Here is a 15974-nt window from a genome sequence, read left to right as displayed (position 1 = left end):
TTTATTTACAATACCCGTAGTTTCACCGTCTTTTGGTCGTAGGCGATCTCCGTGCGGATAATGTAGATGCCTGCCGGGAGATCGAACGTATAAGTCGGACGGGCGGGATATAAGGTACGTACCAAACGACCCATCGGCGTAAACACCTGTATCCGCTTCAACGCCTCGCTAGCACTGGCCACTATCCTACCCGATACGGCGGAATAGACAGAGATAGATTCTACGTTGTCCACCCCCTCATTACCGGTAGGCGAGCCCGCACTTAGGAAGTAACGTCCATGGCTGCTGCCGTCCAAACGCAAGGTATACGTATTGTCCGACAACTCCGTACTTTTACGGGTCACGGCATCGTACAGGTAAAGCGTCTCCGCCCAATCGCCGATACCCTCTATCGTCAGTGTAACCTCCCCCTTACCCTCGCCGGCATATACGCCAAGGGGCACTTGGTCGATCCGTCGTACTACGTTCACACCCACGGCACGAGTCCCGGCGATAGTGTACACCTGCGGGATCTCCTCCAGTTCCGTATCCAGCAAGATTACGGCATCCTTATCTGCCTCATAGCTATTCGCGGCATCATCCTGCCGCATCAACAAGGCCGTGCTACGATATGCATCCCGCTCTGCTGTCAGCCTCAATACCGGGTTTTTGGCCGTAGCGGTACGTAAGGAAGAAGAGACCTTCTCCGACTCTCCTTGCATCATGGAGGGATCGAAATGAACCACCTTCAGATCGGTACCGGTTGCCGTACCTTCCGCTTTCGTTTGAGCCGCATCTTTCAGCTCTACGAAGAAGGCTTGCATGGAGGCGATAACGGCTCCGGATGTAGCATCAGTAACATTTCCACCTTCCCATGCCACATCAGGTGTACCGACAACAAGCCCCTCCTTCACATCCAATGTCCAATATTTTTGCTCTAAGATAGCCTCATTCTCTTTCAAGAAACGAACGATATCCAACGGATACATATAAGGATTACCCAACAGGAAGTGCTTGCCGTCACCATCAGCAATAACACGGACGGTTCCATTATCCGTATTCCACCAATCTTCCGTTCCATTCACATCTGTCAATACCACCTTGATCGACTTGTTATCTGCCAGTTTACCAGCATTGATCCGATTTGCTAAAGTCGGGGCTTTGGTCATGGCGGCTCTCAATGTAGCGCTTTTCGTATCCGGTTTCCACGGTTCATATTTGTAGGAGTCATCCGCTTTCGGCAGGCGTACCAATACTTTCTCACCTAAGCCGGTCGCATTCTTCTTTTCTACGCTGGCATAGAATCCCTTTCCTAAAGCGTAGGGCACATTCACATCGTTATATTCACGGCTCCAGTTGGATTGGACTACCTCGTAATGAGTTGTATCCAAACCATTCTCCGGAAAAGAAACTATTTGATCTGCTTCGCTCTTCGGCACGTACATCGTGATCGCCTTGTCCCAAGCTTTCTGGTAGAAGGCTGGGGCTTGGCGGTCGTTGTCAGCCGTGCTGTAGGTGATATCGGCGAAAGCATAGGTGTTCTGACGGCCCGTGTTCTTCACGGTGTACATATCGCCGGCGAATACGCTTTGCAGGGGCGATGCCATCCAATATTTCGCATCAGGTGTCATCTCGAATTCCACATGGGCAGTGTCGTACGTCAGGAATTGCTGACGGCGTAACTGCGCCTCGGGTTTGAAATAGATAGCCTTTACCTTATTTATATAGTACGGGGTTACGATCGTATTATCTCCGTCTTTGTCTACCGCCATATCATATTGGATATACTCGGTAGCCTTTGATGAGTTCGCTTCGGGAATCTGTAACAAATGATCTTTCGTCTCCAAGCCTTCCAATTCCAGCATCTGCTTTTCCGGGATCGTGATACGGGTGAAATGAAGCGGGGCGAAGGCGGCGGTCAAGTCTGCATCATTGCCGTTGGCGTCTGTTTTATCTTCTCCGTTTGGATCTATGTACAATTCCCCTTTCGTAGACTGATGCCAGTTTGCGTCATTATACCATGCCTCAGCGTCCTCACCGGTGTTCGTACCCTTCCAAGTCAGATATTCCGGCACGATCTTGATAAGTAAGGTAGCGTATCCTTCGCAAGAGCCTTTTACGAAAGCTTCGTCCTTATATTCACCGAATGGGATATAGAGGGCATAAATCTGGCCTTCGTCAAAATTTGTATAAGCTTTATCGTCAAAAGTCATGGAGAATAATCCACCGCCATAGTCAGTTCCACCTGCCTCATTTTTACTTTTAGCTTTCGCAGACAACTTTGTCAAATTACCCACCTTTGTATAAGTAGCCCCTTGCCGCAAGAAGATATCCGTAGTATTGCTTTCGGGCAGACCTAATTGATTGGATTCTGTCATACCCATCTTTAGGCCATTGCTTTGGATAGGAATATTGGTTATGCTTTTCTCCATGATATTCGGCAAGCCAATACGCAGGGGAACATTGGGATAATGCTCCATTCCTTCCGGATACTTCACGTCCGGGAAACCAACAAGTAGTTTCGGGGCGGGAGCGGCTTTCAGTGATCGTTCTTGAGGTCTATCGCAGAAAAGCCAAAGTCTGTCCTTCTCGGGAATACTCTCCGGTAGATAAGGAATCGCTACCACTTTTTTTACCCAACGAAACTCCGCATATCCCAAATTCCCGCCAATCACCAATTTCGGCTCTGTATCTACATCACCTAAAAGCAATGTCTTCAATTTCGCAATAAGCCCAGGCTTATCTTTATATGCGTCTAATTTTTCATAATACTCAATCAAATTTTTCGCAGGGAAAGACGAAGCTTTCTCGCCATCGGGAAGGGTATTTCTATAAGACTTCAATATATCTTCTAAAGCGAATCCATATTCATCATAGAACGCAGCAAATTCCAGCGAGTCTCCCAAGAACCAGTCGAACGTATATGAATAACCCTCATATTTATCTACAAACTTATCTGTCTCTCCGGTCATCAAGTTGTTGTTCTCATCATATCTTTCAACCCACATGGTTGCCTCCTCAATCTGACTGATCCGTCCCTCGCAAGCGATCATGCCCTCCGGCAAATCTGTCTTGGTCTTTGCCACGATCGTGAAGGAAGGGAGTACGGTGAAAGGGGTAGTCAGCAAGCAAGGATCGTTGAAACTATCTCCCGCATGGGCATTCGGGAAATTCACGATTTCATCACTAGTAACTGTCGCAGCCGCACTAAAGATTACCACATCATACCTACCGGAGGCGGCATTCTCTTTACTTCCGAAATTTTGCTCCCCTTTATATTTCAACTCAGTCTTGTCCACATCAATGGCACTCAAATGGATGGTATTGCTATTTCCTTCATCCCACCAAGGCACACGAGGACGAGAAATACCCATTACCGAACAAACGGCCCGTATCAGTTCTTCGTACAGATTATTGTCATTCCCCTCCATTATTCTATCTATCTGGTTAGATAGGTCTTTCGGTTCCGGAATCTTATAGTCCCACTCTGAATCCGATTTGCCACAGAGTACACTCAAATTTTGTTTCAAGTACGCAATATACTCTTCTTCCGGGAATTTATCCCCATTTGTTTTTTGGGCATGATCTAGTATGTCTTTTTGCCAAATTTTATGCTCAGCGGCATCATATAAGAAATCATTGATCATACGCAGGTTTACGACAATTTGTCGTCGCATCGCAGTTTCATGATTTGTCAGATCCTCAAATCCTTGATGCTTCAACCCTTCTTTAGTCGGAACGATAATACGATACACCTTGCTTCGGTTGTTATAGCGCTCATTACTATAATCCTTCAAATCCGTATTTAATGTAATCCAATCTTCAGGCTTCTTTATATCCCCATTTTCCTTTTTATCGGTAGCTCCAATATAAACATTTCCGATCGTTTTATTAAGATTCTCATTTCTTTTCCTTGGATCTCCACCCATCAAACCATAGCGGTATTTCCATATATGCTTTGAATCTTCCGTTATGCTATTCCCCATATTCAGATCGGACAATACATCCGGATTAATGCTCCAACCCATATTCTTGAGCAGAAGTTCGTAATCCGTGGCAACGGTCAGGCTGGCAGAAGAACACACGTCTACTCGCTTTACGTCGATTTGCGGTATGGAGCGATAAATACGCAGACCATCGATGGCGTAGTCCGCACCATATGAATGAGCTGTATTGTTTTGTACCTCCAGATAATATCCTACATAATCATCAAGCGATTGTGACAAGGAAAATGAGTACATTAATTGCTGCCATTTACCAATATTGTTATTAGCCGGCCGCCCTTCCGAAGTCGAGGTATAATCAGTCAGTGCATCCCCTGAAGTAAAACGATGTAAAACAACTTCTGTACCATCTGCTTTTAATCCGATAAAATTCATGTTTACATTAGGAGGTAGAGGTTTTCCTTCGGCTTGAGTATCTTTCCATGTCGTCATATCATTCACCCAAAAGTTCACTAAAATACCCGTATGCGCACAGATATTACCATCCAACGGAATTTTCACCAAACGTCCCGGCAAATTGGCCGCATCCACATAAAAGAAATATCCCAATGATTTTTTCCCCGTATTGTAATAAGTCCGGTCATAGATTGCCACTTTGGGCTTACTTTGGGCACTTGCAAACCAAAAATAAGTCTTTCCCTCAACCTTTTCATTATTCGTTGATACTTTTTCCACATCCGCTGTTCGAAACAAACCATATTGGTTTTGTAAGGTCTGAATCCGATTATCCTTATTTGGTTGAATTTGATAATTAAATGGAGCATATCCCGTGATCTCCGGATCCAACCATTTACCTTTATCCTCTTTATTATCAGAAAAACCAATCTTTGCCATATTATTAACAGAGTTCAAATCGTCTACAGATATCGAATCATTCCGGTCAAAATTTATATATCCTATTCTTTCATAAAACTCCGGATAGTTATCCGGATTACGCCTTGGGTCAGAATCTTTTTCTTGCTTTTCCTGTAACATGAAACCATGATCACCAGGGATAAGATTATATCGCACCAACAGAGGACTCGCTTTCGTCTTATCTTTACCCACCGCCCGAATTTCTAATTTTACAGGTTGTGTTCCAACCGTTATCAAATTATTTATAATCTGTGTCCAGCGATTACCCAAATCTTTCCATTCGCCATTGTCTTTCTTATATTGATAAGTTTCTCCCTGTACTATTTGATCTCCGTCATACCACGCATAATTATTAGCGATCCTACCCAATTGTATATTAATCGTTCCATTATTTTGCGGGACATATATGGTTTCATCCATAAAAGGAGTGGTTTCATCCGCTTTAGAATCTTTTATGCGATTCGCAATTTCGCTTGCCGGACGAATCACAAATTTATAACGTATGGACAAAGTAGGTTCAGTGAATGTAGTCCCATCCACCTTATAATTGTTATTTAAACTCACATCACAAACAACAAGATCTTCTTTTACATTCACCGCTGAATATTCAACCGTAGAGGCTCCGAGAGGGACAGAGCTATTTATAGCAGTTGTACCTTCTATCTTATAAAAGTCTTTATAAAAAAATAAAGAAGTACCTGCGTCTCTCAACGAGCTTGGATAGAGATTTATAAGATCCTGTAAGGCACCACCCTGTACAAAAGAACCATCTAACTTAGGATTTATAGCCTTACCTTTTATATTTTCGCAACTTAAATTACCTTCATTAAGCTGATACCAACGTACATACCACCGATAGTTCGCATTATAAAAGCCATCATTATTCCTCAACTCAGGAATAAACAACTCCCTCTCTTCCCCATCTGCCACATACACCGTATCCACACGTTCGGTAATACCGGTTTGGGGTGAACCATTCTTATAATTGATCGTGTACGTCTGCCCCCACGCCGGCACAGCCACACCAGCGGAAAAAATTAACAAGCAAGTTAATAACAAGGATTTATATCGTAGGTTGATTGATGGTTTCATCCGTCAGGTCCTCCTTTTTTAGTTTATTGTTGTTATATTATGGTTGTTATTTGTAGTTTCTGATCTTGATGGTGTAGGGGATTTGCATCTCTTGCTTCTCCTGACCCACATAATAGTTTATAATGAGCGTGAGGATGACTGTAGCATCCACGTTTCCACCCAGTTCCCGAGTGCGGATCGTGAAGGAACCTTTCTTTCCTTCCTTGATCGAAGCCTCGGGAAGGTAGAAACGCTGTTTCTTGTCACAATCCTCTCCGTTTACGGCCGTAATGAGACGTTTCTCGTCGCTTTTTACTTGGATCGAACTGATTTTCGCTGTTTCCGTAACCGTTCCCTCCTGCGGGAGACCTTTGATCATGAAATCTCCTGTCACGCCTTCTATGCTAGATATCTCGAAACGGATCGACAAGTCACCGGCGGCTTGCAGGGTATGCTCAACAGGCGTCAGTATCTGCACGCCCGTCTTCTCGCCATAGAACAAGGCGGTCGGGTAGACCCCGATGGGGAGACGTTGCTCGGCTACTTCCAATTTCGTCGTGATGTTGGTTATCAAGACAGGGATGACCAGCAGGTCATTGCGGCGTACGAAGTCGAAGCCCGTGAGGTGCTCCGTACGAGGGCGGCCTTCGATCTCTACACCGAGGTGGATGCCACCGCCGTTCTCTCCGACGGCCGCATTGGTCTCAGGAATGTAGCGAATATAAGCTCGTTTACTACCGTTCTCGCCGTCCACATGTTTGGCTTGTATTTCTTTTTCATTATCACCGGGTTTGATAGATTCAGTATAAAGATCCTCTAGACTTACTACAGGAGGATTCGCATCTTTCGGAAAAGATGGAGCCAAAGGCTCTTCCAAGTCCTTGTTATCCTTAAACTCCAAATAATTCTCATTTCCCCAAGGCAAGAGCCAGATCGGCAGGCTTCCCTTGCGGAGGTTCATGATGTCCAATTGGTTTACGGTTATGGATTTATCTAAGTTATTGGTTATCTCCACTTGCACCTTGCCGATCATGCGGATCAAGGGAATCTCGAATTTGTTCTCTGCCGGAGCGGGCAATACCGTATGCTTTTGGGCGTAGCTGCTCATAGGAATACGCTTTCGAGACGCTTCCTCGCCTCCGAATTTACCTTTTTTCTCCTCATTCCTTGTATCAATACTCGTTCCCGAGTCCAATATCTTCACCTCCGACAGTTCCGCCAAGGAATGGGCTTCGGTAATTTTTTGATACAACGATGTACCGTCTTCCAACGATTGTAAATTGGCGAACGCATAAAAATGGTATGTGCCAAAGGGTAGTTTCATCTCCACCGTAGTACGAGAATCCTCATTACTGATATCCGGAGTCCATGTTCCATCTTTGCCGGATATATATCCGGCCAAATCCGCATTCTCATCATAGGCCACCACCAGCCAGTTCGTGATGTCTCGCTCGTATTCTTCATCTTTTGCCCAGAAATCCGTCTCAGTAGTTTCATCCGCCTTCGTCATCATCCCTCCGGCCTTCGTCTGCGGCGGGCGTACCGAACGGGATGTCCGCAAAGTGATAGTTACAACACAATGGTTCGGGTCGTCATCCGGGAGATCGCCCCCCCGGTCTTCACCACAAGCCATAAAAAGCCAACAGAGGCAAAGACCAGCGGCGACCGCCGTCAATCGGTTATATATGGTATAGCGTCTCATCATTAGCGATATTTAATAAATCTCTGTTTACAATATGCCATCGTTGATACGAATCACCCAATCCTTCACCTGTATCTTGAAGCAGGCGTACCCCACGATCATAGGGTCTTCCGGATCGGGACCATCGGGATTATCCGGGTTATCCGGATTGTCAGGATTATCAGGTCCCGGAGGATCCGGAGGCGTAGGCTTATCCGGGCAATCGGGGCATACCTTCGGCGTAAGGAAGAAGATGATCGAGTACTCATCCTGCCGGTCCAGATACTCCTGCGGGGAGATACGGTGCCCCTCCATCTTGGTGAGAAGGAGGTAATCGTTGAGGTTCACGTTCAGCACATCCTTCTCCCATCCGTGGTGACGGATGATGAGGCGGTAGTTGCGGCCCGCCATCAGGCGCATGGTGTTCATCTCGGCCACGGCCACGTATTGCCCGCCCACGGTAGCGCCGGGGGTCGGGTCGGCTCCCAGCTCCACGTTCTCCGTATAATAAGGCAGGTAGTGGATGGTGGGATCTTGCAGCAGGGAATTGTCGTAATCCATATACCCGTTGTCGGCCACGATCCGGAAGGAGAAGTTATTCACGTCCATGTCCTCCCCCATCACGTTTTGCAGCACGACACGTAGCTTGTTGGTATTCTTGGCGAGGCTGATCACCTTCTCCTCGGGCATGTCGCGCGTCACGGTGAAGGTATCGAGGCTATGCCAAAGCGGGTGCAGCTCGTTGGGTTGTGTCGTATCGTCCTCACGCAAGGTACGTACCTTGACGTCTTGCGCCCTCTCGACAGCCCGCGACGCCTCGGCGGGATCGTTCCATGCGTAACTGCCCTTGTCCAGCCCGGCCCAAGTGACTACCTGATAGGTACCCGGCTCCATGTCGAGGGCGATGGAGTTCCGCTCGTCCAGCTCGCTCTTCTCGATCCGCCGCTGGAAGAGGAAGTTCCCTTCTTGGTCGCAGAAGAAGAGCGTAACGAAGTCTACCTCATGCTGGAAAGCGTCGGCGAATTTCATATTATAGTCGTACTTGAAATACAGCCGGAACTCGCAAAGCGGCAGCGAGTCGTCGTGTATCCAATCGCAAGCGTATAGCCCCACGGACAAGGCAGCTACGCCAATCAACTGTTTGCAGGTATGAAATAAACGGTTCATAATCATTTTATTAAGATACACAGTAATCCTCCGCCCGTACTACCGGGGATGGAGGTAAACCATGATGCCCATTATAAAGTTCTTATGATGGGCATCGTAAGGTGGCTTGGATGGGCATCGTAAGGTGGCTTGGATGGGCATCGTAAGGAGCTTACAATGCCCATCGTAGGAATCCCCCGGAGGGGTAGGGTTAAATAATGATGTCTTTGTTCGTGCGTTTCACCCAATCTTTCACGTAGATGGTGACGTCGATGGTAACATCATCCGTCTCATCCGGTTTGTCCGGCGTATCCTTACCCGGCGTGTAAGGCAGCGGGTCACCTAAGCCACGCACACCCGTCACGTACAATTGGTACACGTTGTTACGCACGATACAGAACTCCATCACGCCCATCATACCATCGTTCCCGTTATCGTTATGACGGATCCAGAACTTGTAATAGCTCTTTCCGCCTTTGTATAAGGAAACGTTGTAGAATTGGTACAAATTACCGATCTGATCCGGGGTGAAATTATTCGGATCAGTGTAGGTATCAGGGAGATGACCACCGTCATTCTCATTTTGTTTCTTTCTAAATTCAGTATAGCATAGGCGCATTTTTAGCCCTTCACTCCAGTTTGTTTCGCCCTTAATCATGTCACTAAGATATTTCTTAAACGCGATCTCAAATCCGTTCTGATCAGACATGGAATTAATCGCCTTTTGTACATCAGCAAAATCCGGTAATGTTGTCATCCCATCCCAGCCATTCATTAAGCCTTTCAATAAATTAGGATTCGAACCCTCTTCCAAATTAAATGCGCAAGCGGCAACAGACGGAAGATCTTTATAGACAGAACGGACAGTCGCACCCACACCGTTCTTATGGACTGCCAAAAGGAATGTTTTATTGTTATCTAAAGGAACAGACTCAATAGAACCCGCATCTTTATTATAGAAACTGACTTTAAAATTATCACCATCTGGCATAAACTCAGACTCGAAAATAACGCCGGTAGAATAACCATTTACTTGCGCCTCACGATCCAACGTGTTCTCCTTGGTGTACACGACGGGGTAATATATTCTATCATTCACTCCATAATAAGGTTCAGTCTCAGCCTCAGGAATCTTAGACATATTCTCAACCCTATTTAAGTCTTTGTTTTCCGGATTAAAATAGTTGATATAAGAGTCCTTGAATTGAGTCCAAGGATCATCGCCTTCATTCATAGGTACCTTCTTTTGGCTGATCGACGGATCCAGCACATAATTATAAGAGCCATTCGCCTCATTTAGCGTCATCATAGACCATACTTCATCACCCAAATATTTAAAGTCATTACCACTTTCAGTATAATTTCCAGCCATCGCATCCGCTAAACTTGACCCTTCGCCAAAGTTCTTAGTCGCTTTAGGAGAGACCTGCTTAAACACGTAGCTGTTACCCTTCCATTGGTTCACGACCTTGTAACCCGTCAATTTGAATGAGCCTTTATTTTTTACCGGAGAGCTTTCGAGTATTTTATCTATCTCTAATACAGCAGCATATCCCAAGTCGATACGTGCGGCCATACGCTCCACGAATACGGTTGTTGTCGCCGGTTTCGTCTCATCTGTATTTTCCACGGAAATGCGAACAAGCGAATTCCCTATGCCATCTACGCCTTTCATCTTGTGCGTAGACATAATGAAGTGATCCGCTTTCGAAACCTGATTAGTGCCAGTCCATAAATCCTTTAAAGTTACTCTGTCTCGTAAGTCACCCAAAGTAGTAATACCCTCTATTCTATTTCCGGCATTAACTACTGTAAAGACTTGATACGTATGTCCTTCTGTTGTCAGCTCCTCATTCATCGTCACCTTCATCGTCACTTTTCCGGCACTGTCATGATTAGGCTCGCCACCTCCACTCGGATCAACACCGGTCTTAGATTCATACCAACCCTGTCCGGCAATCTCTAAACTTTTATTTACGTCATCATTAAAGAAGTCCAAGGGGTTAGAGTCAAATGTATTACCGTCATATTTCACCAAGAAGATATTAACATCATACACCTTACCCTCATTAGCGCCATCGAACTCTTCCAAGAAACCGTTGCCGTCCTCGCCCCAGCCGGCACCATCGTTATTAGGATTAGAAGGAGTTCCTCCCGCCTTCGTCAATGCCCCCTTCGACACCGTGGAGACGTTCACTGTCATATAGACTTTGCCGCTATCGCCCTCACCACCGGAATTGCCTCCGTTTTCGATATCATCGGAGCAACCCGTAACCGCCAGCAAGAAAGCGGCAGCCGCACTTAATAAATAATTCTTTTTCATGTTTCTCATCCGTTTTTATATTTGACACTCATTATTATCATCCTACGATCACGACTCTCGTCATCAATCAGCCAGTTCCTCCCGCTTCGCGGCGATCTGCCTCAAGTTCTCCTCAACCTGCGAGGCTACGGAAGGATCGTCGGACAACTTACCCAGCAGAGCCTCCGCCTCGTCCAAGCGGTTCTCCAGCATGGCGATGGCCGCCTCCGCCAAGGTACGCTCCGCGGAATCGGAAGTCTTCGCCAGATAACGGTGGGCCGATTCCAGGCGACCCACGTCGATCGCCGTAAGGGCGGCGTTCAGGTTCGATACCGGATCGTCCGGATACATGCGCACGGCAATCTCGAACACCTCGCGGTAAGCGTCGCTACCCGGTTCCATCGTCTGCGCCACCCGGAACATCTCGTTTAGACTCAACTGCCTAGGGTCCGAATAGATCAACTCACGGGCCTCTTCTACCGTAAACGAACGGATCGTGTAGCGCACCGCGTAATCCGAATGGCGCAAGGCTGGATAAATATCGCGCAAGAGCACCCGATACGAGGCCCCCCCGTTCAACGCCTTTAGCTTCGCCTCGCGGCGGTCGTAATCCTTCGGCTCGTCCGCACGGATGATGGCCAGCAACTCCTCCTTGTCCGCAAGCGAGGAGTTCTCCACCCGTTTCTCCAATCCGGCCCAGTCCTCCGGCTCGAAATCCACCGTGAAACGGGCCTGCTCAAAGTGGTAAAGGCCCTTCACATATTCGATCAACGCCTTGGCGCGATGCTCGGCCAAATAAGTGTTATGCTTATAGGTACCTTCCGGCGATGCGAAACCCTTGATATATACCTCCGTGATGGTAGCGTAAGGATCCTCCTTCACTGACGACACGGTCTCAAGGATCTTGCGCAGCTCCGAGGGATTGTCGCGATACTCAGGATATATCTCCGTGCGGTTTACCGGGAAGTCGAGGAAGGCGCTTCCTTCCTTCACACGCTCTTTCACACGCTCCGCCTCCGGCGTGACGTAGGCCAAAAGCGGCCGCAATACCACAGGCTCCGCGATTCGGATCGGGAAAAGCGGCGACTTGTCATTACTCAACGCCTCCCAACCGCAACCGCAAAAATCGGCTACCAGCGACACCTCCGAACGCTCCATCCACTTGGCGAAAGGAATAGAGGCATGGTAATCGAACGTCTGCTCCTTCCCATTGTGACGGCGTAAGACAAACTCTCCGTTCGCCGTCGCATCGCGCCCAGACCGGTCGTACTGGATCTGGCGGTTACGCCCGTTCACGATCACGGGAGGCAAAGCCCTTACGCTATCGCCCCGCTCGATCAGCGGCGTACAGACCAAACTCCGGTTGGCCGATAGCGACAACTCATCCAGCGCTAGTTTCATATCAATTATCAAGCGATCGCCCACATGCTCCACCAACCGCTCCTTCACGACGATGGCGGTAGCCGTCTGCTGCGCCTGTACGGGAATCGTAGTACCCACACAACCGGCCAAACAGGCGATCCCAAGTATCATCCATCCTTGTAGATTCTTCATTTTTCAGTCCTCCATCGATTTAAAATTGGTAAATCAGATTGATCGCCGCCTGCGTAGGCCCGAAGTAATGCTTCTTGATCCCTTCTTGCTTGCGACCGCAATTCGCGCAGGGATACTTGTCCGACTTCAAGTACAGATAGCCCACGCCCACCGTGGCCTCCAAGTTCCAATGGCGAGACAGCAGCCACGAGTATCCATAACTGATACCGGCTCCCGCGCCCCATCCCTGGTGACGCTCGCCCTCTGTACCCAGCCATTTGATATCGGCTACATTATATAATAGGTACGGAGTATGCACGCCGAGGAAATGACCGTTAAACGTCTCGCAAAACCAATACCTCAACTCCGGGTGCAGACGCAAATGCTTCAGTGAACGGCCATAACTCCCATCATCGTTCTTGCCGCTGAACGGATTCAAGCCTGCCTCCAACTCAAGTGTCCAATGACGGGCGAGATAAACTTCAGCCCCCAAATTAAACGTGGCAGTAGCCCAATAAGGAATTTAGGGGAAGCTATGTCTTTAAAATGAACCATATTCACCTTTATTGATTCACTCTCTCAACTAAAGAGGAATTTCTATACTCTACAAATTCCTCCTGAATATCAAAAACAAATAATACAATAAGCTCGTTTGGATAGGCCTATATGTAAGCCATTGATTGGCAGCTGTATAGAAACACCATAATATTTATTGGATTTCATGTACGTGTTTTCCAAAAAACATGTACGTCTTTTCAGGAAAACATGTACATGTTTTTCTGAAACGTTCCGTGTGGTCTATTGATATACTATATAAACGACAATAAAATGTTGTTTAACGTTTATTCTCCGCTGACGTTTTTGAAACGCTAAACCTTATTCCATAAATAAGTTCACAAACCATCCATCCTTTTCTCTAAAATCCGATTTACAGAGCCTATCACCTTCATGTTCGCATGAGCCAAACGTGATATATCCAATTCTTCCAGATAAAAACGAGTCGTTTTCTCCGACGAGTGCCCCAACGCCTGGCTGATCAAGGCCATCGGCATATCGCAACGTAAAGCTTCTGATGCCCAGCTATGGCGAACAACATACGACGTAAACGGATTCGGTAACCGTAAAGTTTGCCCAATCCGTTTCAGCCGGGCATTATGCTGAGCCAAGCTACGCTTATACCTCAAATGGTCCGGATTCCCGGGCGGAAGAATCGGGAACAAATACGACGATCCGGTCGCTCGCTGCCGATCCGCATATTTCCGGATCAATTGCAACATACTACTGGTTATCTCCAACCGGATCATACGTCCTGTCTTATGACGGTGATATACCAACTCATTCCCCCGGATATTCTGCCTCGTCAAGTACGCTATATCCACAAAAGGCATCCCGCAAGCCATAAAACTGAATAGGGAAAGATCTATCGATAATTCCACTTGCGGGTCATCCGCCACCTTGATCTGAGCGATTTGCTGGAACAAAGATGCGGGAATCGCACGCCTCGCCGTCATCGCACGCCGGAGTTTCAAATTCTCAAACGGATAATATGACGCAGGAACCAACGACTCTTGGCAAGCCATATTATAAAGCGCCCGCAAACTACTGATATACGTATTTACCGTATTAGTAGCTAATCCTTTTCCCTGAAGATACGTGATGAAATCTATCACCAACGCACGATTCAAATCGGCCAAACAGAACCCCGGGTTCTTCACGAATCTTAAAAAATGCCTTACGGCCACCTCATACAACTCAGCTGTCCCTTCTTTCTTTAACTGCCGTTTCATGTCTCTTCGTTTTCCCATATAATCCATCAATGAGATTGCTAACTTTTTCTTACGTCCTCGTTTCATACTCCTTTCACTAAATTATTTATACTTTACACGAACAAATTAATTCAAATTATTACTTTTGCTCCCGAAAATAAGAAAATAGGTAACAATTAAAAGCATAAAAGCAACAATAAATAATATGGCAAACAATCGAGTCACATTCGGTAGTAAATTGGGCGTAGTACTAGCTACCGTAGGATGCGCCGTCGGATTGGGAAGCGTATGGCGCTTCCCGTATATGCTGGGAGCGAACGGAGGTGCGGCCTTCCTACTGGTCTACATACTTTTCATGATATTCTTGGGCATTCCGGTGATGGTAACCGAGTTTTTCATTGGCCGGTATTCCCGTAGTAATACGGTGGGTTCTTTCAAGAAGATGGCTCCCGGAACAAAATGGTGCTGGATCGGGTACAACGGGATCTTGGCCGCATTTTTGATATTAAGTTATTACTCGGTTGTCTCCGGTTGGACGCTTGAATATGTTTGGCAAACGCTAAGTGGCCGTTTGTATGGACAGCCGGATATAGACTATACGGCCGATTTTCAGGATTTCGCCTCCAATGTCTTCCGTCCGATCTTTTGGATGGGCGCTTTTATCGGGTTAACTCACTTCGTGATTGTCTCGGGTGTAGAAAAAGGTATCGAACGGGCCTCTAAGATCATGATGCCGCTTTTATTCTTGATCTTGCTGATCATGTGCGTACGTTCCGTGACCTTACCGAACGCTGAGGCCGGATTGCTTTTCCTTTTCAAGCCAGACTTTAGCAAATTGACTTCCTCAGTGGTCTTAAGCGCACTAGGACAGGCTTTCTTCTCTTTGAGTTTGGGTATGGGCTGCCTGATCACTTACTCCTCTTACTTCGGGAAAGATACGAATATGCAGGCCACCGCTTGGCAGGTGACAATCATTAATACGCTTGTCGCCGTATTGGCCGGTATCATGATATTCCCGGCGGTATTCAGTTTCGGCATCACCCCTTCCGCTGGTGCGGAACTCGTGTTTATCACGTTACCGAACGTATTTGGGCAATTACCGCTGAGTGGCTTGTGGTCCTGTATTTTTTATATCTTGCTAGCGATGGCGGCACTGACTTCCACGATCTCTTTACATGAGGTAGCTACGGCCTACGTTCTTGAGGAGTTCCACATGACACGCAAGAAAGCGGCTTTGATCGTTTCCTTAGGGGTATTTTTCTTAGGTATTTTCAGTTCTCTCTCATTCGGGGTGATGAAAGGATTCACGGTTGGAGGCTTGGCCTTTTTCGACGCGCTGGATTACTTGACCGCCAAGATCATGCTACCGCTGGGAGGTATGCTCACTTGTATTTTCGTAGGTACACGTGTCGATAAAAAAGTATTGAAAGCCGAGTTGACCAATGAGGGGACTCTTAAGTTCCGTCTTTTCGGCGCTTACGTATTCTTTATGAAATACGTGGCCCCAATCGCCATCGGTATCGTATTCTTGAACGAATTAGGTATCTTGAAATGGATCACCGGTAAATAATACCGAGAATTCCTTGTCAATAGAAACGGAACTTCTACCTTTGTCGGTGGAAGTTCCACAAATCAAA

The 15974-nt window shown here is 46.9% G+C and carries 7 protein-coding genes and 1 pseudogene; 1 reads left to right on the top strand and 7 read right to left on the bottom strand.

Annotation, left to right across the window (positions count from 1 at the left end):
- Positions 1-5 precede the first annotated feature (5 nt).
- From NBH07_RS09445 to NBH07_RS09415, 7 genes and pseudogenes are all read right to left on the bottom strand, one after another.
- Entirely contained in the window at positions 6-5930 is a 5925-nt protein-coding gene (locus NBH07_RS09445; protein WP_009016477.1) for a hypothetical protein, read from the bottom strand.
- Between the two features lie 46 nt (positions 5931-5976).
- The gene (locus NBH07_RS09440; RefSeq protein ID WP_195319224.1) at positions 5977-7614 is read right to left on the bottom strand and encodes a hypothetical protein; all 1638 of its coding nucleotides are present in this window, start codon (positions 7612-7614) and stop codon (positions 5977-5979) included.
- 24 nt (positions 7615-7638) lie between these two features.
- Positions 7639-8757, bottom strand: coding sequence for a FimB/Mfa2 family fimbrial subunit (locus tag NBH07_RS09435; protein WP_009016479.1), 1119 nt, complete (start codon positions 8755-8757; stop codon positions 7639-7641).
- Positions 8758-8947: 190 nt separating this feature from the next.
- Positions 8948-11059, bottom strand: coding sequence for an Mfa1 family fimbria major subunit (locus NBH07_RS09430; RefSeq protein ID WP_009016480.1), 2112 nt, complete (start codon positions 11057-11059; stop codon positions 8948-8950).
- A gap of 63 nt (positions 11060-11122) precedes the next feature.
- Positions 11123-12592, bottom strand: a complete 1470-nt coding sequence (locus NBH07_RS09425) for a DUF3868 domain-containing protein (protein ID WP_009016481.1) — start codon at positions 12590-12592, stop codon at positions 11123-11125.
- A 19-nt stretch (positions 12593-12611) separates the two neighbouring features.
- Positions 12612-13094, bottom strand: a pseudogene (locus NBH07_RS09420) (DUF3575 domain-containing protein); the annotation flags it as partial.
- Between the two features lie 370 nt (positions 13095-13464).
- Positions 13465-14424 carry a tyrosine-type recombinase/integrase gene (locus NBH07_RS09415; RefSeq protein ID WP_005860602.1) on the bottom strand — a complete coding sequence of 320 codons (960 nt, stop codon included), beginning with the start codon at positions 14422-14424 and terminating at the stop codon, positions 13465-13467.
- A gap of 118 nt (positions 14425-14542) precedes the next feature.
- Here NBH07_RS09415 and NBH07_RS09410 point away from each other — a divergent pair, with 118 nt between their 5' ends.
- Positions 14543-15907, top strand: a complete 1365-nt coding sequence (locus NBH07_RS09410) for a sodium-dependent transporter (protein WP_009016483.1) — start codon at positions 14543-14545, stop codon at positions 15905-15907.
- Positions 15908-15974 lie beyond the last annotated feature (67 nt).

Source organism: Parabacteroides sp. B2-S-102, assembly GCF_023656665.1.
In the GTDB taxonomy this organism is placed as follows: Bacteria; Bacteroidota; Bacteroidia; order Bacteroidales; family Tannerellaceae; genus Parabacteroides; species Parabacteroides distasonis.
The sequence above is the reverse complement of the archived record's forward strand: the minus strand, read 5'-3'. Positions and strand labels throughout refer to the sequence as shown.